Origin of the sequence: Streptomyces sp. NPDC044571 (genome assembly GCF_040647115.1) — a bacterium.
Taxonomy (GTDB): domain Bacteria; phylum Actinomycetota; class Actinomycetes; order Streptomycetales; family Streptomycetaceae; genus Streptomyces.
In genome coordinates this window covers 1-22,196 of record NZ_JBEZBN010000038.1, presented here as the reverse complement: position 1 = coordinate 22,196, position 22,196 = coordinate 1, and the positions used below count along the sequence as shown (strand labels likewise).

Genomic DNA, 22,196 nt, shown 5'->3' with positions numbered 1-22,196 from the left:
TTTTTATAAAAACAAAGACACGCCCCCGGCCCCGGCCCAAACCCCCCCCCCCCCCGCGGAGTCATATCCGACACGCTCATCGGAGGCCCTGCGGTGCACGAACTGCCGCAACAGCTGGCCAACGGCCTTGCCCTCGGTGCCCTTTACGGCCTCATCGCCATCGGGTACACCATGGTCTACGGCATCGTCCAGCTCATCAACTTCGCCCACGGCGAGATCTTCATGATCGGCGGCTTCGGCGCCGTCACCACCTACACCGCTCTCCCGAGCGGAACCTCCCTGCTGGTGGCGATACCGCTCATGATCATCGGTGGCGCGATCGCCTCCGTAGCCGTCGCCACCGCCGCGGAGCGGTTCGCATACCGCCCCCTCCGCAACGCCCCCCGACTCGCCCCCCTCATCACCGCGATCGGCCTGTCCATCGTCCTTCAGCAGCTCGTCTGGGGCTTCTACCCCGACGCCAAGAAGGCCGTCAGCTTCCCCGAATTCACCGGCGAAGCCTTCAAGATCACCTCAAGCCTCTCCATCCAGCGCTCCGACGCGTTCGTCCTGGTCCTCGCGCCCCTCTGCATGCTCGTCCTCGGCATCTTCGTCCAGAAGAGCCGCAGCGGCCGCGCCATGCAGGCCACCGCGCAGGACCCCGACACCGCCAAGCTGATGGGCATCAACACCGACCGCATCATCGTCATGGCCTTCGCCATCGGTGCCGCGTTCGCCGCCGTCGCCGCCGTCGCCTACGGCGTCGACAAGGGCCAGATCAACTTCGAAATGGGCTTCATCCTCGGCCTCAAGGCCTTCACCGCAGCCGTCCTCGGCGGCATCGGCAACATCTACGGCGCCATGGTCGGCGGCGTCGTCCTCGGCCTCGCCGAAGCCCTCTCGATCGCCTACATCGAAGACATCCCCGGCATGCAGCAGCTCGGCGGCGGAGCCTGGTCCAACGTCTGGGCCTTCGTACTCCTCATCGTCGTCCTCCTCGTACGGCCACAAGGCCTCCTCGGCCAGCGCGTCGCGGACAGGGCGTGAGAACCATGACCAACGAAGCCACCCTCCCCCTGAACGCCGAAGCCAGCAGCGCCCCCTCCCGCGCCGCACTGCTCTACGCGATCATCGGCGGCAGCCTCCTCGCCGTCGTCAGCACCTTCCTCGCCTGGACCTGGACCACCGAGTTCCCCGGCAACCTCACCATCAACGGCAACCCCGCCCAGCTCCAGCTCCTCACCCTGGTCGGCGCCGTCCTCACCGCCCTGCACGCACTCTCCGCCCTCGGCATCAAGGGCCTCGGCTGGCTCACCCCCGCCGGCGCGCGCAAGGCACTGTGGATCCTCGCCCTCGGCACCTTCGCGACCACCCTCTACACGGTCGTCGCCATCGCCTGGGTCCTCGGCGGATTCGTCCACCTCGAACCCGGCGCCTACGTCGCCGTCGTCGGAGCCCTCATCCCGGCCCTCGCCGCGTACAAGCTCCCCGACGACACCCGCAAGGCAGCCCCCGCCAAGAAGCTGTCCTCCTGGGCCGAAATCCTGATCATCGTCGCCGTCTTCGCCGTCGGCCTCTACGTGGTCACCTTCGGAATCGACACCGACGACAAGGAACCGCAGCTCTTCACCGCGTACCTCATCCTCGTCGCGTTCGCCTCCTTCGCGATCATGAAGTCCGGGCTCACCCAGCGCCTGACCGACATCACCGCGAACAACCGCCAGATCACGGTCATCTCCGCCTTCGTCGCAGCCATCGCCTTCCCCCTCACCCAGCAGGGCGGCGACACCTACACGCTGATCGCGGTCAACATCCTGATCTTCGCGACCGTCGCCCTCGGCCTCAACGTCGTCGTCGGCCTCGCCGGCCTCCTCGACCTCGGCTACGTCGCCTTCCTCGGCGTCGGCGCCTACACCGCGGCCCTCGTCTCCGGAAGCGCATCCTCCGCCTTCCACGTGCACTTCCCCTTCTGGGCCGCAGTCCTCACCGGCGCACTCGCCTCACTGGTCTTCGGCGTCGTCATCGGCGCACCCACCCTGCGCCTGCGCGGCGACTACCTCGCCATCGTCACCCTCGGCTTCGGAGAAATCTTCCGCATCGCCATGGGCAACCTCGACGGCGTCTCCGGCCCCAAGATCACCAACGGCCCCAACGGCATCACCAACATCCCCGACCTCGAACTCTTCGGCTGGAACTTCGGCGAAGCCCACACCGTCGCCGGCATCGAACTCGGCGCCTACGCCAACTACTACCTGCTCATGCTGCTCGCGATGGTCCTCGTGGTCGTCGTCTTCAGCCGCGCAGGCAGCAGCCGCATCGGCCGCGCCTGGGTCGCCATCCGCGAAGACGAAACCGCCGCCACCGCCATGGGCATCAACGGCTTCCGCGTCAAGCTCATCGCCTTCGCCCTCGGCGCCACCCTCGCCGGCCTCGCCGGCACCGTGCAGGCCCACGTCCAGCACACCGTGGTCCCCGAGATGTACCAGTTCGCCGGCCCCGTGCCCCCGAACTCCGCATTCCTCCTCGCCGCCGTCATCCTCGGCGGCATGGGAACCATCCGCGGCCCCATCCTCGGCGCCGCACTCCTCTTCCTGATCCCGGCCAAGCTGTCCTTCCTCCAGGACTACCAGCTCCTCGGCTTCGGCATCGCCCTCATCATCCTCATGCGCTTCCGCCCCGAAGGCCTCATCGCCAACAAGCGCGCGCAGCTGGAGTACCACGACGACACCGCTGACCAGGCCCCCACGGACCTGGCCACCGCCAAGGCTGGTGCGTGAACACCATGACGACCACCACCGACACCACCACCCCCGCCGCCACCCCGGCCGGCGAGACCGTCCTCGAAGCCAGCGGCGTCACCATGCGCTTCGGCGGCCTCACCGCCGTCCGCTCCGTCGACCTCAAGGTCAACGCAGGCGAGATCGTCGGCCTCATCGGCCCCAACGGCGCCGGCAAGACCACCTTCTTCAACTGCCTCACCGGGCTGTACATCCCCACCGAGGGAACCGTCAGCTACAAGGGCACGGTCCTGCCGCCCAAGCCCCACCTCGTCACCAAGGCCGGCATCGCCCGCACCTTCCAGAACATCCGGCTCTTCTCCAACATGACCGTCCTGGAGAACGTCCTCGTCGGACGCCACACCCGCACCAAGGAAGGCCTCTGGTCGGCCCTCCTGCGCGGCCCCGGCTTCAAGAAGGCCGAAGCCGCCAGCGAAGCCCGCGCCATGGAACTCCTGGAGTTCATCGGCCTGGAGCACAAAGCCCAGCACCTGGCGAAGAACCTCCCCTACGGCGAACAGCGCAAGCTCGAAATCGCCCGCGCCCTCGCCAGCGACCCCGGCCTCCTGCTCCTCGACGAGCCCACCGCCGGCATGAACCCCCAGGAAACCCGCGCTGCCGAAGAACTCATCTTCGCCATCCGCGACATGGGCATCGCCGTCCTCGTCATCGAGCACGACATGCGCTTCATCTTCAACCTGTGCGACCGCGTCGCCTGCCTCGTCCAGGGCGAAAAGCTCATCGAAGGCACCGCCGCCGAAGTCCAGGGCGACGAGCGCGTCATCGCCGCCTACCTCGGCGAACCCTTCGAAGGCGACCCCGGCGCAGCCGAAGCCGCCGAAGTCGAAGCGGCCGAGGAGCACGCGGCAGCCGCCACGGCGGAGGCGGACACCGCCACCGCTGCGGACCCGGAGCCGGAGACTGACGCCTCGGCTGAGGCTGACGCCGAGGCCGACGCCGAGGCCGACGCCGACGCCGACGCCCCCGCCGCGGACGCCGCCCCGGACGCCGAGGCCGCCCCCGACGCGGACAGCACCACCAGCACCACCAGCAAGGACGGAGAGGCCAAATGACCGCACTGCTCAAGGTCGAAGACCTCAAGGTCGCCTACGGCAAGATCGAAGCCGTCAAGGGCATCTCCTTCGAAGTCAACGAAGGAGAAATCGTCTGCCTCGTCGGCACCAACGGCGCCGGCAAGACCACCACCCTGCGCACCCTCTCCGGGCTCCTCAAGCCCGCCGGCGGCACCATCACCTTCGACGGCAAGCCGCTCGCGCAGGTCCCCGCCCACAAGATCGTCTCCCTGGGCCTCGCCCACTCCCCCGAGGGACGCCACATCTTCCCCCGGCTGACGATCGCCGAAAACCTCCAGCTCGGCGCCTTCCTGCGCACCGACAAGGACGGCATCGAGAAGGACATCCAGCGCGCCTACGAGATGTTCCCCATCCTGGGCGAACGCCGCAAGCAGGCCGCCGGCACCCTCTCGGGCGGTGAGCAGCAGATGCTCGCCATGGGCCGCGCGCTCATGTCCCAGCCCAAGCTGCTCATGCTGGACGAGCCCTCCATGGGCCTCTCCCCGCTGATGATGCAGAAGATCATGGCCACCATCGCCGAGCTCAAGGCGACCGGCACCACGATCCTGCTCGTCGAGCAGAACGCCCAGGCCGCCCTCTCCCTGGCCGACCAGGCCCACGTGATGGAGATCGGCAAGATCGTCCTCTCCGGCACGGGCCAGGAGCTCCTGCACAACGAGGACGTCCGCAAGGCCTACCTCGGCGAGGACTGACACCCCCGCCACCCGCGCACACGTGAGGCCCGCCACCCGATCCGGTGGCGGGCCTCACGCATGCGCGCCTGCCGCTACTGCGCGGCGTTCTTCTTCTCCTCGGCGTCCTCGATGACCGCCTCGGCGACCTGCTGCATGGACATACGACGGTCCATGGAGGTCTTCTGGATCCACCGGAACGCAGCCGGCTCGGTCAGCCCGTACTGCGTCTGCAGGATGCTCTTCGCCCGGTCCACCAGCTTGCGCGTCTCCAGCCGCTGCGAGAGGTCGGCGACCTCCTTCTCCAGCGCCCGCAGCTCCGCGAAGCGCGACACGGCCATCTCGATCGCCGGCACGACGTCGCTCTTGCTGAACGGCTTCACGAGGTACGCCATGGCCCCGGCATCCCGGGCCCGCTCGACCAGGTCGCGCTGCGAGAACGCGGTGAGCATGAGCACCGGGGCGATGGACTCCTCCGCGATCTTCTCGGCCGCGGAGATCCCGTCCAGGACGGGCATCTTCACATCGAGGATCACCAGGTCGGGCCGGTGCTCCCGGGCCAGCTCCACGGCGGCCTGGCCGTCTCCGGCCTCGCCGACCACGGAGTAGCCCTCTTCTTCGAGCATCTCCTTCAGGTCGAGACGGATGAGCGCCTCGTCCTCGGCGATGACGACGCGGGTCGTCAGCGGCGGAACGTGCGACTGGTCGGCGTCGGGCGTGGGCGTCGACTCGTGCTCGGCGGTCACGGAGGCTCCTTGTTGCAAGGCGATTCAGCTCCCACGAGCCTACCTAGCTCCTGTATGTTTGTGACACGGAGGGTCTTCGGTATCCTTCGTTTCGAAGGAGCCCCGGTAGCCCAGCGGTAGAGGCGATGGATTCAAAACCCATTCAGCGTCGGTTCGAATCCGACCCGGGGTACTTCTCCTTCAATTTCAAGGGCGACGACCGGTTTGGCGATCTTCACTCGTCTCGGTGAACGTGTCTTCGAATAGCGGCTAACCGGACGAATAGCGATGAAGCTCCCGAGCGTGGAGCACAAACCTTCGATTCGCGAACAAGCAGTCCTACTGCTGCGCCGGGGCGAGAGCAATCGAGCAGTAGCCGAGCATTTCGGCATACCCAGGGGCACCGTCGGCTGGTGGCGGCACGAGGACCGGAGGCATCGGGGCGAGACTTACACGCAGCCGACCGACTGTCCGCAGTGCACGGGCCGGGAATTCGACCAGCGCGCGTACGCCTACCTCCTTGGCCTCTACCTCGGCGACGGCCACATCATCTCCAAGTACAAACAGCACCACCTGTCCATCTTCTGTGACGCAGCATGGACCGGCCTCGTCGACGCAGCCGAAGAAGCGATGCGCCGCGTGATGGCGCTGCCCTGCGTAAGCCGCCGCCACAGGCAGGGGTGCGTGGAGGTGAAGTCCTACTCGCACCACTGGACCTGCATGTTCCCGCAACACGGGCCGGGCCGGAAGCACGAGCGGCCGATCGTCCTCCAAGCCTGGCAACAGGACATCGTCGACGCTCACCCCTGGGACTTCGTCCGGGGGCTCATCCACTCCGACGGGTGTCGGATCACCAACTGGACCGTGCGGAACGGCAAGCGCTACGAGTACCCGCGGTACTTCTTCACCAACAAGTCCGACGACATCCGCAAGCTGTGCACGGACACGCTCACCAAGGTCGGGGTCCAGTGGACGATCCTGGCGCGGGGTGCCGACCCCTACAACGTGTCCGTGGCCCGCAAGGCGTCCATCGCACTCATGGACACCCACATCGGACCCAAGTACTAGCGGGAGCCACCGGTTGCGGGGATGGGCGGGGGCTTTGATAGTGGAAGGGGCCGCCGCCGGCCTGACCGCCCGCCACCGGTCCGCCGTAGCGGCGAGGGCCCGGACACCTTCCTCGCAGTCTCAGCAGAGGAGCACCCCCATGCGCGCACTCACTCGGGCTCGTCGTCTTCTGATCGCATCGACGGTTCTCGTGGCGGGGGGTGTGCTGTTGCTGCCCGCTCCCTCCGCGGCCGGTGCGGCGCCGTCGATTTCGGGGGCGGCCTTCCAGATCCGGAATGTGCAGACCGGGAAGTGCGCGACGCTCGCCGGCGGGGTGTCCCGGGACAACAACGTCGAGCTGCTGCAGTTCAGCTGCGACACGCACCCCTCGCGGCGTTGGAACCTGGTGAACTTCGACGGGGAGTCGTACCAGGTGGTGAATGCGCAGACCCGTAAGTGCGCGACGGTGGCTGGTGGTACGTCCACGGACAACAACGTCGTGCTGGTGCAGTTCGACTGCGATTCGCATCCCTCACGCCGTTGGAGGGTCACCAACTGGAACGGTAGTTCGTATCAGCTCGTGAACCTGCAGACGGACAAGTGCATGACGGTGGCGGGTGGCCGCTCGACCGACAACAACGTGCAGTTGGTGCAGTTCGACTGTGACGGGGATGCGTCGCGTCGCTGGGTGCTGCGGCTGGCGGGCTGAACCCGGCGGGTGGGGTTCCAGATGAGTGATGCGAAGGTGTGAGTGGCCGAGATGGATGTCACTTGGTCGCGCAGACTGACACCAGCCGCGTGCACCCACCGCGATCTGCCGCCTGAGCCGGGCCACGATGGGTGGAGCCTGCCCGGGCGGGTGGGACTACTGGAGACGTGTCGCAGTCCGGATGAGGTGGGCGACGGCTCTGGACCGGCTGTGCGGTGGCCAGGCGATCACGGTGGTGACTGTCGGCGCGTCCAGCACGGGCACCGCGGCGAGGTCACCGTGCAGTTGGGCTCGGTACGACTTCGGTGAGATCGCACAGGCACGGCCGAGCGCGACGAGCTGCAACAACTGCGCATGGTCGCGGACCTGCGGGCCGGGGCCGGGCGGGTAGGTGCCGTCGGGGTGGGGCCAGCGTGGGAGGGGCAGGCCCGGAAGGCCGGTGATCTCGGCCATGTGCACATGGGCCCGGGCGGTGAGCGGATGCCCGGCCGGCAGGACCGCCACCTGACTCTCCGTGCTGAGCTCTTCGGTGTGGAATCCGGCCGTCGAGTCGAACGGCCGGTGCAGCAGTGCCACGTCGGCCCGGCCCTCGCGCAGGAGTCGTTCCTGCTCGGCCGGACCGCACAGGATGACGTCGACGGGGACCGCGCCGGGTTCGGCGGCGTACGCGTCGAGCAGTCTCGCCAGCAGTTCCCTGGACGCGCTGGCCTTCGTGACCAGGACCAGGCCAGGGCGGCCGGTCACGGAAAGGGCGGCGCGGCGGGTCCGACGCTCGGCGGCCTCGACCGCGTCGAGAGCCGCCCGGCCCTCGACCAACAGCACCGAGCCGGCCTCGGTCAGCGTGACAGTGCGACTGGTCCGATCCAACAGCACTGCTCCGAGCCGGCGTTCGAGCCGCTGGATCGCCCGTGACAAAGGTGGCTGCGCGATCCCGAGCCGCTGCGCGGCACGCCCGAAGTGCAGCTCTTCAGCGACAGCGACGAAATACCGCAGTTCCCGGGTCTCCATCCGGCCACGCTATCTCGGATCAATACCCTGCCGGTATCGTTGCGCACCCGATCGGTCTTGGACCCCCGCCGAGGCCCGAAGGCAGCATCGTCCCTATGACTGAACGGACGATCGCGCTGGTCACCGGCGCGAACAAGGGAATCGGCTACGAGATCGCCGCAGGCCTGGGCACCCTCGGCTGGAGCGTCGGCGTCGGCGCCCGCGACGACCAGCGCCGAAGCGCCGCGGTGGAGAAACTGCGCGCCGACGGCATCGACGCGTTCGCCGTACCGCTGGACGTGACCGACGACGCGAGCGCGACCGCCGCCGCACGGCTGATCGACGAACTGGCCGGACGCCTTGACGTGCTCGTCAACAACGCCGCCATCGCAGGCGACATGCCACAGGAGCCCTCCCGGATCGACCCCGCCACCATCCACACGGTCGTGGACACCAACGTGATCGGCGTCATCCGCGTCACCAACGCGATGCTGCCGCTGTTGCGCCGCTCCGCCGCACCACGGATCGTGAACATCTCCAGCAGCGTCGGCTCCCTCACCCGACAGTCAGGGCCCGCCGCCGAGCAGACGGCAGGTCCGGTGGCCGTGGCGTACGCGCCGTCGAAGACGTTCCTGAACGCCGTCACCCTCCAGTACGCCCGGGAGTTGAGCGGCACGAACATCCTGATCAACGCCGGCTGCCCCGGCTACGTCGCCACCGACCTCAACGGCTTCCGCGGCGTGCGCACCCCCGAACAGGGCGCGGCGATCGCCATCAATCTCGCGACCCTGCCCGACGACGGCCCCACCGGACAGTTCTTCGACGACGCCGGCGTAGTGCCCTGGTGATGTGCACGGCGGCCATCACCCGCCAGGCTGATGCCGCTGCGCCCACACATCTCGAACAGATCCGTGGTGGCTGTCCCGGCCAACGCTCCGGTGCCCGGGGCAACGCTCCGCACCGCTACCGGCTTTGGCGCGCATGACATGAAGCGAGGGAGTCCAAAGGTCGGTTGTGACGCCAGGCCTGGACTCCCTCGCGACCGCACTTACGTGAAGACCTTCACCTCCGAACGCCGCTGGATCCGCCACGCCCAGGCCCACCTGCGGCACCTGTTCCCCTACCTGCCCGGACAGTCCGGCTACAACCGGCGCCTGCGCAACTTCTGGGGCCTGCGCCTGCACCTGGTGTGCACTCTGCACGGCCTGCCCGTCGCCTTCACGCTCACCGGCGCGAAGGCCGACGAACGGCAGACCCTGCTCGACATGCTCCATGCCGAGCCCGACCTCGTAGTCTCCCTCGCGGGACAGACCCTCATCGCCGACCGGCACTACTACGGCCGCACCTTCGAATCCTCGCCCTGACCAGCGCGATCTGGCACAACGAACCACACCGGCCAGCCCGTCATGCGCTCGCTGACCGCCTATGACCACCAACCCTTCGCATCATTCGTCTAGTCGGGAAGGTCGCCGTTGCCGCCGAGGTTGGCGACGAGGTGGCGCAGGGTGTCGATGGTTGCGGCGTAGGCCGTGTCGTCGATGCCCTGGCGCATGCGGGCGTGGACTTCGGCGTTGCGGTGGTGGGCGCGGAGGCGGCCGGCTTCGCCTGTGGGGGTGAGGGTGAGGCTGCCGTTGGTTTCGGTGAGCCAGCCTCGGGTGGTGAGGTCGTCGTAGACGGTGGGGAAGTCGGTGTCCTGGTCGTCGTAGGGGGCGAGTTTTGCGGTGAGGGTGGTGCGTTGCCAGTGGCCGGGGGCTGCGGCGATGTGGGTGAGGATCCACCAGTGGGGTTGGGTGAGGTGTTCTTCTGCGAGGGCGGTGCGGAGGCCGCCGATGGCGAGGTGGGCGGCTTCGCGGGCCCAGTAGCCGATGGGTTGGGCGGCGAGTTGGGCCTGGGGGTATTCCTTGATCGTCATGCCGGTGAGCGTAGGACCTCATGTTTGGTTGAGGTCAAGGTTCCGGGGTCCGCGTCGGGTGGGACGGGCCCGACGCGGTGTGTGGGGTGGTTCAGCGGACGGCGTCGCCGATGTGGTGGACGCGGACGAGGTTGGTGGAGCCGGTGACGCCGGGGGGTGAGCCGGCGGTGATGACGACGATGTCGCCGGGGAGGCAGCGGCCGATGCGCAGGAGTTCTTCTTCGACTTGGGCGACCATGGCGTCGGTGGAGTCGACGTGGGGGCCGAGGAAGGTTTCGACGCCCCAGGTGAGGTTGAGTTGGGAGCGGGTGGCGGGGTCGGGGGTGAAGGCGAGGAGGGGGATGGGTGAGCGGTAGCGGGAGAGTCGGCGGGCGGTGTCTCCGCTTTGGGTGAAGGCGACGAGGAATTTGGCGCCGAGGAAGTCGCCCATTTCGGCGGCTGCGCGGGCGACGGCTCCGCCTTGGGTGCGGGGTTTGCTGCGTTCGGTGAGTGGGGGGAGGCCCTTGGCGAGGATGTCTTCTTCGGCTGCTTCGACGATGCGGGACATGGTTTTGACGGTGTCTACGGGGTATTTGCCGACGCTGGTTTCGCCGGAGAGCATGACGGCGTCGGTGCCGTCGATGATGGCGTTGGCGACGTCGGAGGCTTCGGCGCGGGTGGGTCGGGAGTTGTCGATCATCGAGTCGAGCATTTGGGTGGCGACGATGACGGGTTTGGCGTTGCGTTTGGCGAGTTTGACGGCGCGCTTTTGGACGATGGGGACGTGTTCGAGGGGCATTTCGACGCCGAGGTCGCCGCGGGCGACCATGATGCCGTCGAAGGCGGCGACGATGTCGTCGATGTTGTCGACGGCTTGGGGTTTTTCGATCTTGGCGATGACGGGGAGGCGGCGGCCTTCTTCGTCCATGATGCGGTGGACGTCTTCGATGTCGTGGCCGCTGCGGACGAAGGAGAGGGCGATGACGTCGGCGCCGGTGCGCAGGGCCCAGCGGAGGTCGTCTTTGTCCTTGTCGGAGAGGGCGGGGACGGAGACGGCTACGCCGGGGAGGTTGAGTCCCTTGTGGTCGGAGACCATGCCCCCTTCGATGACGAGGGTGTTGACGCGGGGCCCGTCGACGTTGGTGACCTGGAGGGTGACGCGGCCGTCGTCGACGAGGATGCGTTCGCCGGTGGTGACGTCGGCGGCGAGGCCTTTGTACGTGGTGCCGCAGGTGTGGCGGTCGCCTTCGATGTCTTCGACGGTGATGGTGAATTGGTCGCCGCGTTCAAGGAGTACGGGGCCTTCGGTGAAGCGGCCGAGGCGGATCTTCGGGCCTTGAAGGTCGGCGAGGATGCCGACGCTGTGGCCGGTTTCGTCGGAGGCTTTGCGTACGCGCTGGTAGCGCTCCTCGTGTTCGGCGTAGGTGCCGTGGCTGAGGTTGAGGCGGGCGATGTCCATTCCGGCTTCGACCAGGGCTTTGATCTGGTCGTATGAGTCGGTGGCGGGGCCGAGGGTACATACGATTTTTGCTCGTCGCATGGGGCGAGCGTATGCCCCTACCAGGCAGTAGGAAATTGGTTCCGGGTGTCCGCTCAACAACCTTTGGGCAAAAGCTTGTTGACAATTGTTGAATGTGCGTGGGGGTGCTCTGATGAGCACCCCCTGCGGTGTCTCAGAGCTCGGGCGGGGTCATGGTGAAGCGGGCGTTCACCTGGGCGTAGACGGTCTGGCGCTGGGGTTCGAGGTCGAGGGGCGGTGCGGTGGTTTCGTCGGTTCCGCCGTAGGCCATGGAGCGCATGACGCCGGCGGGGGCGGCATTGAAGGGGGCGGCGTTCTCGGCGCCGAGGTCGGCGAGTTCGACGAGGGCGGCGAGGCGGGCGCCGAGGGCGGCGGCGTATTCGCGTGCGCGTTGGACGGCTTCGAGTACGGCTTGGCGGCGGGCTTCGCCGTGGGCGGGTGAGGTGGGGCGCAGGGCCCACCAGGGGCCGTCGATGCTGGTGAGTTCGAGGTCGGCGAGGCGGGTGGTGAGTTCGCCGAGGGCGGTGAAGTCGTTGAGTTCGGCGGTGATGTGGACGCGGCCGTGGTAGGCGCGGATGCGTTCGGCCCGTCCGTGGCGGGTGAGTTCGGGGGTGATGGAGAAGGCGCCGGTTTCGAGTTTCTCGACGGGGTCGCCGTAGCTCTTGACGAGGTCGAGGACGGTGTTGTTGCGGCGGGTGAGGTCGTCGAGGGCGGTACGTCGGTCGGTGCCGCGGGCGCTGACGGTGATGCCGATGCGGGCGATCTCGGGGTCGACTTCGAGGCGGGCTTCGCCGCGGACGGCGACGCGGGGTACTTCGGGGGTGCCGTAGGGCTGGTGCGATGCGTCCTGGGTCATGGTTTCACTGTCGCACTGTGGTGTGCGGGGGTGTGGTCATCGGATCGAAACCTTGTGGGGGTGTTGCTGCTTGTTACCGATCGGTCAGAATCTACGCGCGTTGTTCACGCCTCAAAAGGGGAGATGGCATGGCGTTCGACCGCAGGACGTTCTTGGGTACTTCGGCTGCAACGGGTGCGGCTGTGGCGCTGGCGGGGGCCACGAGCTCCCCGGCCGCCGCGGCCGAGGCCGGTTCGGCGGCGGCTTCGGCGGCTGCTTCGCCGCGGACGTACTCGTTCACGGTGATGGGGACGACCGATCTGCACGGGAATGTCTTCAACTGGGACTACTTCACGGACAAGGAGTTCGACGACAAGGCGCACAACGACGTGGGTCTGGCGAAGATCTCCACGTTGGTGAACCAGGTCCGCGCGGAGAAGGGGCGGCGCAACACGCTGCTGATCGATGCGGGTGACACCATCCAGGGCACGCAGTTGTCGTACTACTACGCGAAGGTCGATCCGATCACGGCGCGGCGTGGGCCGGTGCACCCGATGGCGCAGGCGATGAATGCGATCGGCTATGACGCTGCGGCGTTGGGCAATCACGAGTTCAATTACGGGATCCCGGTGCTGCGCAAGTTCGAGGAGCAGTGTGATTTTCCGCTGCTGGGGGCGAACGCGCTGGATGCGAAGACGCTCCGGCCGGCGTTTCCTCCGTACAGCATGCACCGGCTGCGGACTCCGCACGGCCGTGATGTGAAGGTGGCGGTGCTGGGGCTGACGAACCCGGGGATCGCGATCTGGGACAAGGCGAACGTGCAGGGGAAGATGACGTTCCCCGGTCTTGAGGAGCAGGCGGCGAAGTACGTGCCGAAGCTGCGCTCGATGGGTGCGGACGTGGTGATCGTGTCGGCGCATTCGGGTTCGAGCGGTACGTCGAGTTACGGGGACCAGCTGCCGTACGTCGAGAATGCGGCGGCTTTGGTGGCGGAGCAGGTTCCGGGGATCGACGCGGTCCTGGTGGGGCATGCGCACACGGAGATCCCGGAGTACCGGGTGAAGAACAAGGCGACCGGCAAGGACGTGGTGTTGTCGGAGCCGCTGAAGTGGGGGCAGCGTCTGACGCTGTTCGACTTCGAGCTGACGTGGTCGAAGGGCTGCTGGTCGGTGGCGAAGGTGTCGGCGAGGGTGCTGAACTCGAATACGGCGGCCGAGGATCCGAAGATCGTGTCGTTGCTGTCGGACGAGCACCGCAAGGTGGTGGCCTACGTCAACCAGGTGATCGGGACGTCGGTGCAGGCGATGTCTTCGGCGGAGGGCCCGGTCAAGGACGTGCCGATCATCGATCTGATCAACCACGTGCAGGCGGAGACGGTGAAGGGGGCGCTGGCCGGGACGGAGTGGGCGGCGCTGCCGGTGCTGTCGCAGGCGTCGTGTTTCTCGCGGACGGCGTCGATCCCGGCGGGCCAGGTGACGATCAAGGATGCGGCAGGTCTGTACCCGTTCGAGAACACGATGGAGGCGCGTCTGCTGACGGGTGCGCAGTTGAAGGATTACCTGGAGTTCTCGGCGCGGTACTACGTGCGGACGGCTCCGGGTGAGGTGGTGGATCCGGCGAAGCTGACGAATGCGGAGGGTACGCCGGATTACAACTATGACGCGGTCTACGGCCTTGCGTACGAGATCGATGTCGCGCAGCCGGTCGGTTCGCGGATCTCGGGTCTGTCCTTCCAGGGGAAGGCGGTGGACCCGGCGGCGCAGTTCGTGCTGGCGGTGAACAATTACCGGGCTTCGGGTGGGGGGAACTTCCCGCATGTGCCGCAGGCGAAGCAGCTGTGGTCGAACTCGGAGGAGATCCGTAACACGATCATCCAGTGGGTGAAGGCGAAGGGGACGATCGATCCGGCGCAGTTCGCTTCGGTGGACTGGCGGCTGACGCGGGCCGGTGTGCCGGTGTTCTAGTCGGTTCGCAGGTGGTGCCCGTTTTCGGGTGAAAGGGCTCGGTCCACTGGACCGGGCCCTTTTTGCTGCGGGGGGCAGGGTGGGCGCGCTGCGCCGTATTGTCAAGCCCCGAAATACAGGGACATGTCTTGGCTGGTCGGTCTGGGGTTACCTGATTCCACGGACCGAAGCGGTCCGTGGAATTCGTCGGCATCATCCGGCACAGCGTCGGAGCCGTGAATTCCCCCATCCCCGCACAAGGAGACCTTCATGCCCAGGAAGCCCCTGACCCGGCGTTTCGTGATGCTGACGACGACGACCGCCCTGGCGGTCGGAGCCGCTGCCCTTCCCACGGGCGCATTCGCCGCGACGCCGCCGCCCGACCCGACTGCCGCGGTCAGCCAGGCCAATGTCGTCAACGGCAATTTCAGCGCTAAAGACAGCCATAAGCAGGACGGAAAGAATCACAAGGGGAAGAACAACAACAATCGGAAGAAGGGCAACGGCAAGCATCCCCCGTCGCCGAAGCCGAAGCTTCCGGTGCCGCCGAAGATCCCCGTGCCGCTGCCTCCGGGTCCGGTGCCGCCGAAGCTTCCGGTGCCGCTGCCTCCGGGTCCGGTGCCGCCGAAGATCCCGATTCCGCTGCCCCCGCCCGTACCGCCCCAGATCCCGGTCCCGGTCCCGCCCAAGCTGCCGGTCCCGCCGAAGTTCCCGATCCCCAAGATCCCGGTTCCGTTCCCGAAGATCCCGGTTCCCAAGCCGCCGATCCCGCTTCCCAAGTTCCCGCTTCCCAAGTTCCCGCTGCCGAAGCTGCCGCTGCCGGTTCCGCCGCTGCCGAAGCTGCCGGTTCCGCCGCTTCCCAAGCTGCCGCTGCCGGTTCCGCCGCTCCCGAAGCTGCCGATTCCGCTGCCGCCGCTTCCCAAGCTGCCGATTCCGCTGCCGCCGCTTCCCAAGCTGCCGATTCCGCTGCCGCCGCTGCCGTTCCCGCTGCCGTTCCCGCTGCCGTTCTGATCGCGGCGGGGAAGGCTGAGGCCGATCCCGAGGTGGACGGCAGCAGCTCCTGGGCGGGCACCCGTGAGGGTGCCCGCCCTTCGGCGTCCTAGGGGTGGTCGACGAGGGGCCGCAGGGCGACGGTGGGCCGGGGGCGGCTGGGCTCGCGCTGGTCGAGGCCGAAGGTGGTGAACGCGGTGCGGGTGGGCAGGGGGTAGGGCTCCTTGCCGGTGAGGGTGTTGAGGATGCCGGCGCTGCGCCAGGCGGCGAGGCCGAGGTCGGGGGCTCCGACGCCGTGGGTGTGGCGTTCGCCGTTCTGTACGAAGATGCTGCCGCTGACGCTGGGGTCGAGGATCATGCGGTGCTGTTCGTCGATGCGGGGCCGTCCGGAGGAGTCCTTGCGCAGGTACGGGTCGAGGCCGGCGAGGAGGCTGGTGAGCGGGCGCTCCTTGTAGCCGGTGGCGAGGACGACGGCGTCGGTGGTGAGGCGGGAGCGGGCACCTTGCTGGGTGTGTTCGAGGTGCAGTTCGACTTTGGTGGTGGCGACGCGGCCTGCGGTGCGGACGCTGACCCCGGGGGTGAGGACGGTGTCGGGCCAGCCTCCGTGGAGGGTGCGGCGGTAGAGCTCGTCGTGGATGGCGGCGATGGTGGCGGCGTCGATGCCCTTGTGGAGTTGCCATTGGGCGGGGACGAGCTGGTCGCGGACGGCTTCGGGCAGGGAGTGGAAGTACCGGGTGTAGTCGGGGGTGAAGTGTTCGAGGCCGAGTTTGGAGTACTCCATGGGGGCGAAGGAGGGGGTGCGGGCGAGCCAGCTGAGGCGTTCGCGGCCGGCGGGGCGGGCGCGCAGCAGGTCGAGGAAGACTTCGGCTCCGGACTGGCCTGATCCGATGACGGTGACGTGTTCGGCGCCGAGGATGCGTTCGCGGTGGTCGAGGTAGTCGGCGGAGTGGATGACGGGGACGGTGGGGGCTTCGACGAGGGGGCGCAGGGGTTCGGGGATGTGGGGGGCGGTGCCGATGCCGAGGGCGAGGTTGCGGGTGTGGGTGCGGCCGAGGGCTTCGGCTTCGCCGTCGTTGTCGAGTTGGGTGTAGTCGACTTCGAAGAGGTCGCGTTCAGGGTTCCAGCGGACGGCGTCGACCTGGTGGCCGAAGTGGAGGCCGGGGAGGCGTCCGGCGACCCAGCGGCAGTAGGCGTCGTATTCGGCACGCTGGATGTGGAACTGCTCGGCGAAGTAGAAGGGGAAGAGCCGTTCCTTGTGCTTGAGGTAGTTGAGGAAGCTCCAGGGGCTGGAGGGGTCGGCGAGGGTGACGAGGTCGGCGAGGTAGGGGACTTGGAGGGTGGTGCCCTCGATGAGGAGTCCTGGGTGCCAGCGGAAGTCGCGGCGCTGGTCGTAGAAGGCGGTGGCGAGTTCGCCGGCTCCTTGGTGGGGGAGGCCGTGGGCGAGGGCGGCGAGGGAGAGGTTGGAGGGGCCGATGCCGATTCCGACGAGGTCGTGGGGTGCATCGTGCTGGGCGGTCATCGGTGGGTGCTGCCTTCCAGGAGGGTGACGAGGGTGTTCAGGTCCTGTGGGGTGGTGTGGGGGTTGAGGAGGGTTGCCTTGAGCCAGAGGCGGCCGTCGGTGGTGGCGCGGCCGAGGACGGCGGTGCCGGTGTGGAGGAGGGTGCGGCGGAGGGCGGCGATGTGGTCGTCGTCGGCGGGGGTGGTGGCGGTGGTGTCGGGGGTGGGGCGGAAGAGGACGGTGCTGATGGTGGGTGGTGCGTGGAGTTCGAAGCCGGGGTGTGCGTCGAGGAGGTGGGCGAGGTGGTGGGCGAGTGCGCAGGTGCGATCGATGAGGTGGGCGAGTCCGTCGCGGCCGAGTGAGCGCAGGGTGGTGGCGATCTTGAGGGCGTCGGGGCGGCGGGTGGTGCGCAGGGAGCGGCCGAGGAGGTCGGGCAGGCCTGCGTCGGTGTCGTCGGGGGCGTTGAGGTAGTCGGCCTGGTGGGCGAGGGGGGCGAGGAGGGTGGTGTCGGGGACGGCGAGGAGGCCGGCGGCGACGGGCTGCCATCCGAGTTTGTGCAGGTCGATGGTGATCGAGTGGGCGCGTTGCAGGCCGGTGAGGGCGGGGCGGTGCCGGGGGCTGAGGGCGAGCAGTCCGCCGTAGGCGGCGTCGATGTGGAGGTCGGCGCCGTGGTGTGTGCAGAGGTCGGCGAGGGGTTCGAGGGGGTCGATGAGTCCGGCGTCGGTGGTGCCGGCGGTGGCGGTGACGAGGACGGGGCCGCGGGTGGCGTCGAGGGCTTCGGCGAGGCGGGCCGGGTCGAGGGTGCCGGTGGGGGTGGGCAGGGCGGTGGTGGGGGGCAGGCCGAGGAGCCAGGCGGCGCGGGGGATGGAGTGGTGGGCGTTGGTTCCGTGCAGGACGGTGAGGGTGGGGCCGTGGCGTTCGCGGGCGAGGAGGAGGGCGAGCTGGTTGGCTTCGGTGCCGCCGGTGGTGATGAGGGCGTCGGGGTGGGGGGTGTCGTAGAACTCGGCGGCGAGTGTGGTGGTGACGAGGGCTTCGATGGCGGAGGCTGCGGGGGCCTGGTCCCAGGAGTCGAGGGAGGGATTGAGGGCGCTCGCGGCGAGGTCCGCGGCGGCTGCGACGGCGAGGGGCGGGCCGTGGAGGTGGGCTGCGCAGAGCGGGTCGGCGGGGTCGGCGGCGCCTGCGGCGAGGGTGTGGACGAGGGTGCGCAGTGCTTCGTGGTCGCCGGTGCCGTGGTCGGGCAGGAGGTCGCCGAGTGCGGCGGTGACGCGGGCGGTGACGGTGTCGGGGCCGCCGGCGGGGAGGGGGCCGCCGCGGGCGCGGGCTCCGGTGTGGAGGGCGTCGAGGACCGTGTCGATCAGGGGGCGCAGGGCGTCGGCGCCGGCTGTGCCGCCGGCGAGCGGGGGCAGGGGTGCGGGCGGCGGCGCTGTCATGGGTGTCCTCACGGGAACGGGTCGGCTGGGGGGCCGGCCCCGTCGTGCGGTGCCCGGCGGTGGGCGCTGCTGCGGTGACAGTGGGGGCCCGACCGGTACAACGACCAGATCCGAATGGGGTAACCGCCGGGGTTTGTCCGTGGGGGGTTCTTGCCGTGCGGGGGGCCCGGCCCGCCGGTGGAGCGGGCCGGGTGCGTCCGGTGGTGCGGGGTCAGGCGGTGCGGATGCGCAGGGCGCGGGCGAGGTCGTCGAGCTGGTCGACGAGCTTGCGGCGCAGGGAGGGGACGATGTCGGCTTCGGCGAGGCAGGCGCGTCCGGTGTTCAGGTGGTCCTCGTCGACGGCGTGGCCGGGGAAGGCCCAGCGGCCTGCGGCTTCGGCGATGGCGGGGCCGCGGCGGGCGCTGACGGAGACGGCTTCGGGGTAGTAGCGCGGTACGTAGTCGCGTACGAGGTCGGCCTGTTCGGGCTGCCAGAAGCCTTGGGCGGTGGCGCGGAAGAGGTAGTTGGACAGGGAGTCGTCGTGGAAGAGGCGTTCCCAGGCGGCGGCTTTGGCTTCGGGGGTGGGGAGGGCGGCGCGGCAGTGGGCGGCGCCTTCCTCGCCGGTGGCGCTGGGGTCGGCGGCGAGGGCGGCGGTGATCTCGTCTTCGCCGATGGCGCCGAGGACGGCGAGGCGGGCGAGGATGCGCCAGCGCAGCTCGGGGTCGAGGTCGGGGCCGCCGGGGACGGTGTCGTCGGCGAGCCAGGTGGCGATGGTGTCGGGCTGGGTGGCGCTGTCGATGAGGGCGCGTACGGCGGCGAGGCGCAGGCCGGGGCGTGTGCCGTCCTCGGTGCGGCGCAGGAGGGCGCGGGCGGTGGCGGTGAGGGTGGCGAGGGCGTCGGTGCGGTGTTCGGGGGTGAGGTAGCCGTCGGTGATCTGGTGGCGGGCGAAGGCCAGTACGCCTTGGACGATGGCCAGGTCGTCCTCGGCGGGGAGGTGGGCGGCGGCGGTCGCGAGGTAGGTCTCGGGTTCGAGTTCACCGTCGCGGACCATGTCGCGCAGGGAGGTCCAGACGACGGCACGGGTGAGGGGGTCGGGGAGGGAGCCGAGGGCGGCGAGGGCGGTTTCGACGGAGGTGGCGTCGAGGCGGATCTTGGCGTATGTGAGGTCTCCGTCGTTGAGGACGAGGAGGGCGGGGCGGGGGCCGCTGACGGAGATGACCTCGTCGGAGGGGACTTCGAGGGCGAGGAGTTCGCGCAGTTCGAGGCCTTGGCCCGGGGTGCGGTCGTAGAGGCCGGCGGCGATGGTGTGCGGGCGGGTGCCCTGGTGGTCGACGGTGAGGGTCCAGCCGGCGGGGCCTTCGGCGGTTTCCTCGATGCGGGGGGTGAGGGTGTCGGCGCCGGTGGTGCGCAGCCAGATGTCGGCCCAGGCGTGGACGTCGCGGTCGGTGTGGGCGGCGAGGGAGTCGACGAAGTCGGCGAGGGAGGCGTTGGCGAATTTGTGGCGGGTGAAGTGGGTGTTGATGCCGGCGAGGAAGTCCTTCTCGCCGAGCCAGGCGACGAGTTGGCGCAGGGCGGAGGCGCCCTTGGCGTAGGAGATGCCGTCGAAGTTGAGGAGGGCGCTCGCGGTGTCGGGGACGGCGTCGGGGGCGACGGGGTGGGTGGAGGGCCGCTGGTCGGCGTCGTAGCCCCAGGGCTTGCGCTCCATGCCGAATTCGGTCCAGGTGCCGGTGAAGCGGGTGGCTTCGACGAGGGTCTGGTAGCCCATGTATTCGGCGAAGGACTCGTTGAGCCAGATGTCGTCCCACCAGCGCAGGGTGACGAGGTCGCCGAACCACATGTGGGCCATTTCGTGGGCGATGACCATGGCGCGGCGCTGGCGTTCGGTGTCGGTGACGGCGGAGCGGAAGACGAATTCGTCGCGGAAGGTGACCAGGCCGGGGTTTTCCATGGCGCCCGCGTTGAACTCGGGGACGAAGGCCTGGTCGTAGGAGTCGAAGGGGTAGGGCTCGGAGAACTTCTCGTGGTAACGGTCGTAGCAGGCGGTGGTGACGGTGAGGATTTCCTCGGCGTCGGCGTCGAGGTGGGGGGCGAGGGACTGGCGGCAGTGGATGCCGAAGGGGAGGCCGGCGTGTTCGGTGCGCACGCTGTGCCAGGGGCCGGCGGCGAGGGCGGCGAGGTAGGTGGAGATGAGGGGGGTGGGGGCGGACTTCCAGATGCCGGCGCCGTCGCCGTCGCGGGTGCCGACGCGTTCGGTGGTGCCGTTGGCGAGGACGGTCCAGTGGGCGGGGGCGGTGACGGCGAACTCGAAGACGGCCTTGAGGTCGGGCTGGTCGAAGGCCGGGAAGACCCGCTGGATGTCGCCGAGGAACATCTGGGTGTAGACGTACGTCTCGCCGTCGGCGGGGTCGGTGAAGCGGTGCAGGCCCTCGCCGGTGCGGGAGTAGCGCATGCGGGTGTCGAGGCGCAGTTCGTGGGGGCCTGCGGTCAGTCCGATGAGCGGGAGGCGGTTGCCGGTGAGGGCGGCCGGGTCGAGGGGGTGGCCGTCGAGTTCGGCGGAGCGCAGCTCGTCCGGTTTGAGCTCCACGAAGGTGTCGGCGTCGGTTCGGGTCGCGAACCGGATGACGGTGGTGGAGTCGAAGGTGTCGCCGTCGCCGGTGAGGTCGAGGGTGACGGTGTAGTGCTGGACGTCGAGGAGCTGGGCTCGGTGCTGCGCTTCGTTGCGCGTCAGTGCGGACATGGGCCCATGCTGCCCGACGGGCCGGGTGCGGGTGCAGCCGCGTGTACCTGGCCTGCGCTGTGGTTCTGGCCGGCGTTTCGCCTATTCCTCGGCCGCGGCGATCGTCTCGTGGTGGCGGATGACCTCGGCGATGATGAAGTTGAGGAGCTTCTCGGCGAAGGCGGGGTCGAGTTTGGCGTTCTCGGCGAGCTGGCGGAGCCGGGCGATCTGGCTGGCCTCGCGGGCCGGGTCGGCCGGGGGGAGCTGGTGCCTGGCCTTGAGGTGGCCGACCTGCTGGGTGCACTTGAAGCGCTCGGCGAGCATGTGGACCACGGCGGCGTCGATGTTGTCGATGCTGTCCCGCAGGCGTGCCAGCTCGGCCGTGACGTTGTCGTCGGGTTCGGTGGTGTTCATGGTCCACGAGAATACGTGGCGCGTGCAGCGGCTCCGCATCGTCCTCGCCTGCTGAGACGGCCCGTCGCCCGGCCGGATCGAGTCAGGACGGCACCGGCCTGCCCGACACCACCACCGGCCCCAGCCCCCTCTTCCGCAGGGCCCCACCCCCGGCTCCGCCAGGGCGAGTCACGAGGGCACCGGCCTGCCCGCACCACCACCCGGCCGTGAGCCCCCTCTACACGCAGGCCCCCACCCCCGGCCCGGCCAGGGCAAGTCACGACGGCACCGGCCCACCCGCACCACGACCGGGCCGTGAGCCCCCTCTACTCGCAGGTCCCCACCCCCGGCCCGGCCCGGCCGGGTCGAGTCGGAACGGCACCGGCCTACCCGGACCGCCCCCGGGCCGCGAGGCCCCCTCTTCTCGCAGGTCCCCACCCCTGCCCGGCCGCGCCCCCGCTTCCGGGTCCGGTCCGGGCAGGCGGGCAGTGCCCTGCCCCCCTCACCCTGAAGGGACGGAGGCAGACAGCCCGGTCACCGGTGCTACCGGCCCCGCCCAGAGACGGGCAGGCGTCCGGCCCGACCGCACCCCCGCCACCGGCGCGCATTCGGCGGGGGCTTCCGGGGCTGGAAGGCCCCTGCCCGGACCGGCCCCGTCAGCGGGGGTGCGGCCGGGCCGGGGATGGGGACCTGCGAGAAGAGGGGGCCTCGGGGGGCGGTGGCGCGCAGGGCGCGGGCCCGTACGGTGACGGCTCTCAGCCTCCAGGGTCATGAGGCGTCGTCTCGGGGGGCGCGTCGACGTCGGACGGACCCGCCGGAGGAGGTGTGGGGTGCGCAGGACGCGGGCCGTACGGTGACGGCCTCTCAGCCTCTGGGGGCACGAGGCGTCGTCTCGGGGGGCGCGTCGACGTCGGACGAACCCGCCGGAGGAGGTGTGGGGTGCGCAGGACGCGGGCCGTACGGTGACGGCCTCTCAGCCTCTGGGGGCACGAGGCGTCGTCTCGGGGGGCGCG

The 22,196-nt window shown here is 69.2% G+C and carries 19 protein-coding genes and 1 tRNA gene; 11 read left to right on the top strand and 9 right to left on the bottom strand.

The features are described from left to right. The first annotated feature begins 93 nt into the window (after positions 1–93). Genes AB0B01_RS20835 through AB0B01_RS20820 form a run of 4 tightly spaced genes read left to right on the top strand, consistent with a single transcriptional unit; the run spans position 94 to position 4,542 of the window. Complete coding sequence (locus AB0B01_RS20835; RefSeq protein WP_361720928.1) at positions 94–1,026, top strand: branched-chain amino acid ABC transporter permease; 933 nt, start codon at positions 94–96, stop codon at positions 1,024–1,026. A 5-nt stretch (positions 1,027–1,031) separates the two neighbouring features. Next, the gene (locus tag AB0B01_RS20830) at positions 1,032–2,756 is read left to right on the top strand and encodes a branched-chain amino acid ABC transporter permease (protein WP_361720925.1); all 1,725 of its coding nucleotides are present in this window, start codon (positions 1,032–1,034) and stop codon (positions 2,754–2,756) included. Positions 2,757–2,761: 5 nt separating this feature from the next. After that, complete coding sequence (locus tag AB0B01_RS20825; RefSeq protein WP_361721031.1) at positions 2,762–3,829, top strand: ABC transporter ATP-binding protein; 1,068 nt, start codon at positions 2,762–2,764, stop codon at positions 3,827–3,829. Continuing rightward, on the top strand, positions 3,826–4,542 hold the full coding sequence (locus AB0B01_RS20820) for an ABC transporter ATP-binding protein (protein ID WP_361720922.1): 717 nt from the start codon (positions 3,826–3,828) through the stop codon (positions 4,540–4,542). The genes AB0B01_RS20825 and AB0B01_RS20820 overlap by 4 nt, the downstream gene beginning before the upstream one ends. Positions 4,543–4,616: 74 nt before the next feature. Here the strand turns inward: AB0B01_RS20820 and AB0B01_RS20815 are convergent, their stop codons facing one another. Next, positions 4,617–5,267, bottom strand: a complete 651-nt coding sequence (locus AB0B01_RS20815) for a response regulator (RefSeq protein ID WP_361720919.1) — start codon at positions 5,265–5,267, stop codon at positions 4,617–4,619. 99 nt (positions 5,268–5,366) lie between these two features. Here AB0B01_RS20815 and AB0B01_RS20810 point away from each other — a divergent pair. The 3 genes from AB0B01_RS20810 (at position 5,367) to AB0B01_RS20800 (ending at position 7,002) form a co-directional block, all read left to right on the top strand. Then, positions 5,367–5,439, top strand: a tRNA-Leu gene (locus AB0B01_RS20810). Between the two features lie 95 nt (positions 5,440–5,534). After that, the gene (locus AB0B01_RS20805; protein WP_361720916.1) at positions 5,535–6,314 is read left to right on the top strand and encodes a helix-turn-helix domain-containing protein; all 780 of its coding nucleotides are present in this window, start codon (positions 5,535–5,537) and stop codon (positions 6,312–6,314) included. A gap of 139 nt (positions 6,315–6,453) precedes the next feature. Continuing rightward, positions 6,454–7,002, top strand: a complete 549-nt coding sequence (locus AB0B01_RS20800) for an RICIN domain-containing protein (RefSeq protein ID WP_361720913.1) — start codon at positions 6,454–6,456, stop codon at positions 7,000–7,002. Between the two features lie 156 nt (positions 7,003–7,158). Here AB0B01_RS20800 and AB0B01_RS20795 read toward each other — a convergent pair whose 3' ends face one another. Beyond that, on the bottom strand, positions 7,159–8,010 hold the full coding sequence (locus tag AB0B01_RS20795) for a LysR family transcriptional regulator (protein ID WP_361720910.1): 852 nt from the start codon (positions 8,008–8,010) through the stop codon (positions 7,159–7,161). Positions 8,011–8,105: 95 nt separating this feature from the next. Here AB0B01_RS20795 and AB0B01_RS20790 point away from each other — a divergent pair, with 95 nt between their 5' ends. Further along, entirely contained in the window at positions 8,106–8,837 is a 732-nt protein-coding gene (locus tag AB0B01_RS20790) for an SDR family oxidoreductase (protein WP_361720907.1), read from the top strand. A gap of 204 nt (positions 8,838–9,041) precedes the next feature. Then, on the top strand, positions 9,042–9,353 hold the full coding sequence (locus AB0B01_RS20785) for a transposase (RefSeq protein ID WP_361720904.1): 312 nt from the start codon (positions 9,042–9,044) through the stop codon (positions 9,351–9,353). Between the two features lie 89 nt (positions 9,354–9,442). Here AB0B01_RS20785 and AB0B01_RS20780 read toward each other — a convergent pair whose 3' ends face one another. From AB0B01_RS20780 to AB0B01_RS20770, 3 genes are all read right to left on the bottom strand, one after another. Beyond that, complete coding sequence (locus tag AB0B01_RS20780; RefSeq protein ID WP_361720901.1) at positions 9,443–9,901, bottom strand: MarR family transcriptional regulator; 459 nt, start codon at positions 9,899–9,901, stop codon at positions 9,443–9,445. Positions 9,902–9,992: 91 nt separating this feature from the next. After that, positions 9,993–11,420 (bottom strand): pyruvate kinase, encoded by a 1,428-nt coding sequence (pyk, locus tag AB0B01_RS20775; protein ID WP_361720898.1) that lies wholly within the window; start codon positions 11,418–11,420, stop codon positions 9,993–9,995. Positions 11,421–11,553: 133 nt separating this feature from the next. Beyond that, the gene (locus AB0B01_RS20770; protein ID WP_361720895.1) at positions 11,554–12,255 is read right to left on the bottom strand and encodes an SIMPL domain-containing protein; all 702 of its coding nucleotides are present in this window, start codon (positions 12,253–12,255) and stop codon (positions 11,554–11,556) included. 128 nt (positions 12,256–12,383) lie between these two features. Here AB0B01_RS20770 and AB0B01_RS20765 point away from each other — a divergent pair, with 128 nt between their 5' ends. Together AB0B01_RS20765 and AB0B01_RS20760 are read left to right on the top strand one after the other, a co-directional pair. Beyond that, entirely contained in the window at positions 12,384–14,198 is a 1,815-nt protein-coding gene (locus AB0B01_RS20765; RefSeq protein ID WP_361720892.1) for a 5'-nucleotidase C-terminal domain-containing protein, read from the top strand. Between the two features lie 282 nt (positions 14,199–14,480). Then, the gene (locus AB0B01_RS20760; protein ID WP_361720889.1) at positions 14,481–15,188 is read left to right on the top strand and encodes a hypothetical protein; all 708 of its coding nucleotides are present in this window, start codon (positions 14,481–14,483) and stop codon (positions 15,186–15,188) included. Positions 15,189–15,276: 88 nt separating this feature from the next. Here AB0B01_RS20760 and AB0B01_RS20755 read toward each other — a convergent pair whose 3' ends face one another. From AB0B01_RS20755 to AB0B01_RS20740, 4 genes are all read right to left on the bottom strand, one after another. After that, positions 15,277–16,686, bottom strand: coding sequence for a SidA/IucD/PvdA family monooxygenase (locus AB0B01_RS20755; RefSeq protein WP_361720886.1), 1,410 nt, complete (start codon positions 16,684–16,686; stop codon positions 15,277–15,279). Then, on the bottom strand, positions 16,683–18,095 hold the full coding sequence (locus AB0B01_RS20750; RefSeq protein ID WP_361720883.1) for an aminotransferase class V-fold PLP-dependent enzyme: 1,413 nt from the start codon (positions 18,093–18,095) through the stop codon (positions 16,683–16,685). Before AB0B01_RS20750 ends, AB0B01_RS20755 begins: the two co-directional genes overlap by 4 nt. A 211-nt stretch (positions 18,096–18,306) precedes the next feature. Beyond that, a complete protein-coding gene (gene pepN, locus AB0B01_RS20745; protein WP_361720880.1) occupies positions 18,307–20,811 on the bottom strand; it encodes an aminopeptidase N in 2,505 nt (834 codons plus the stop codon). Between the two features lie 81 nt (positions 20,812–20,892). Next, positions 20,893–21,204 (bottom strand): chorismate mutase, encoded by a 312-nt coding sequence (locus tag AB0B01_RS20740; protein WP_356848987.1) that lies wholly within the window; start codon positions 21,202–21,204, stop codon positions 20,893–20,895. Positions 21,205–22,196 lie beyond the last annotated feature (992 nt).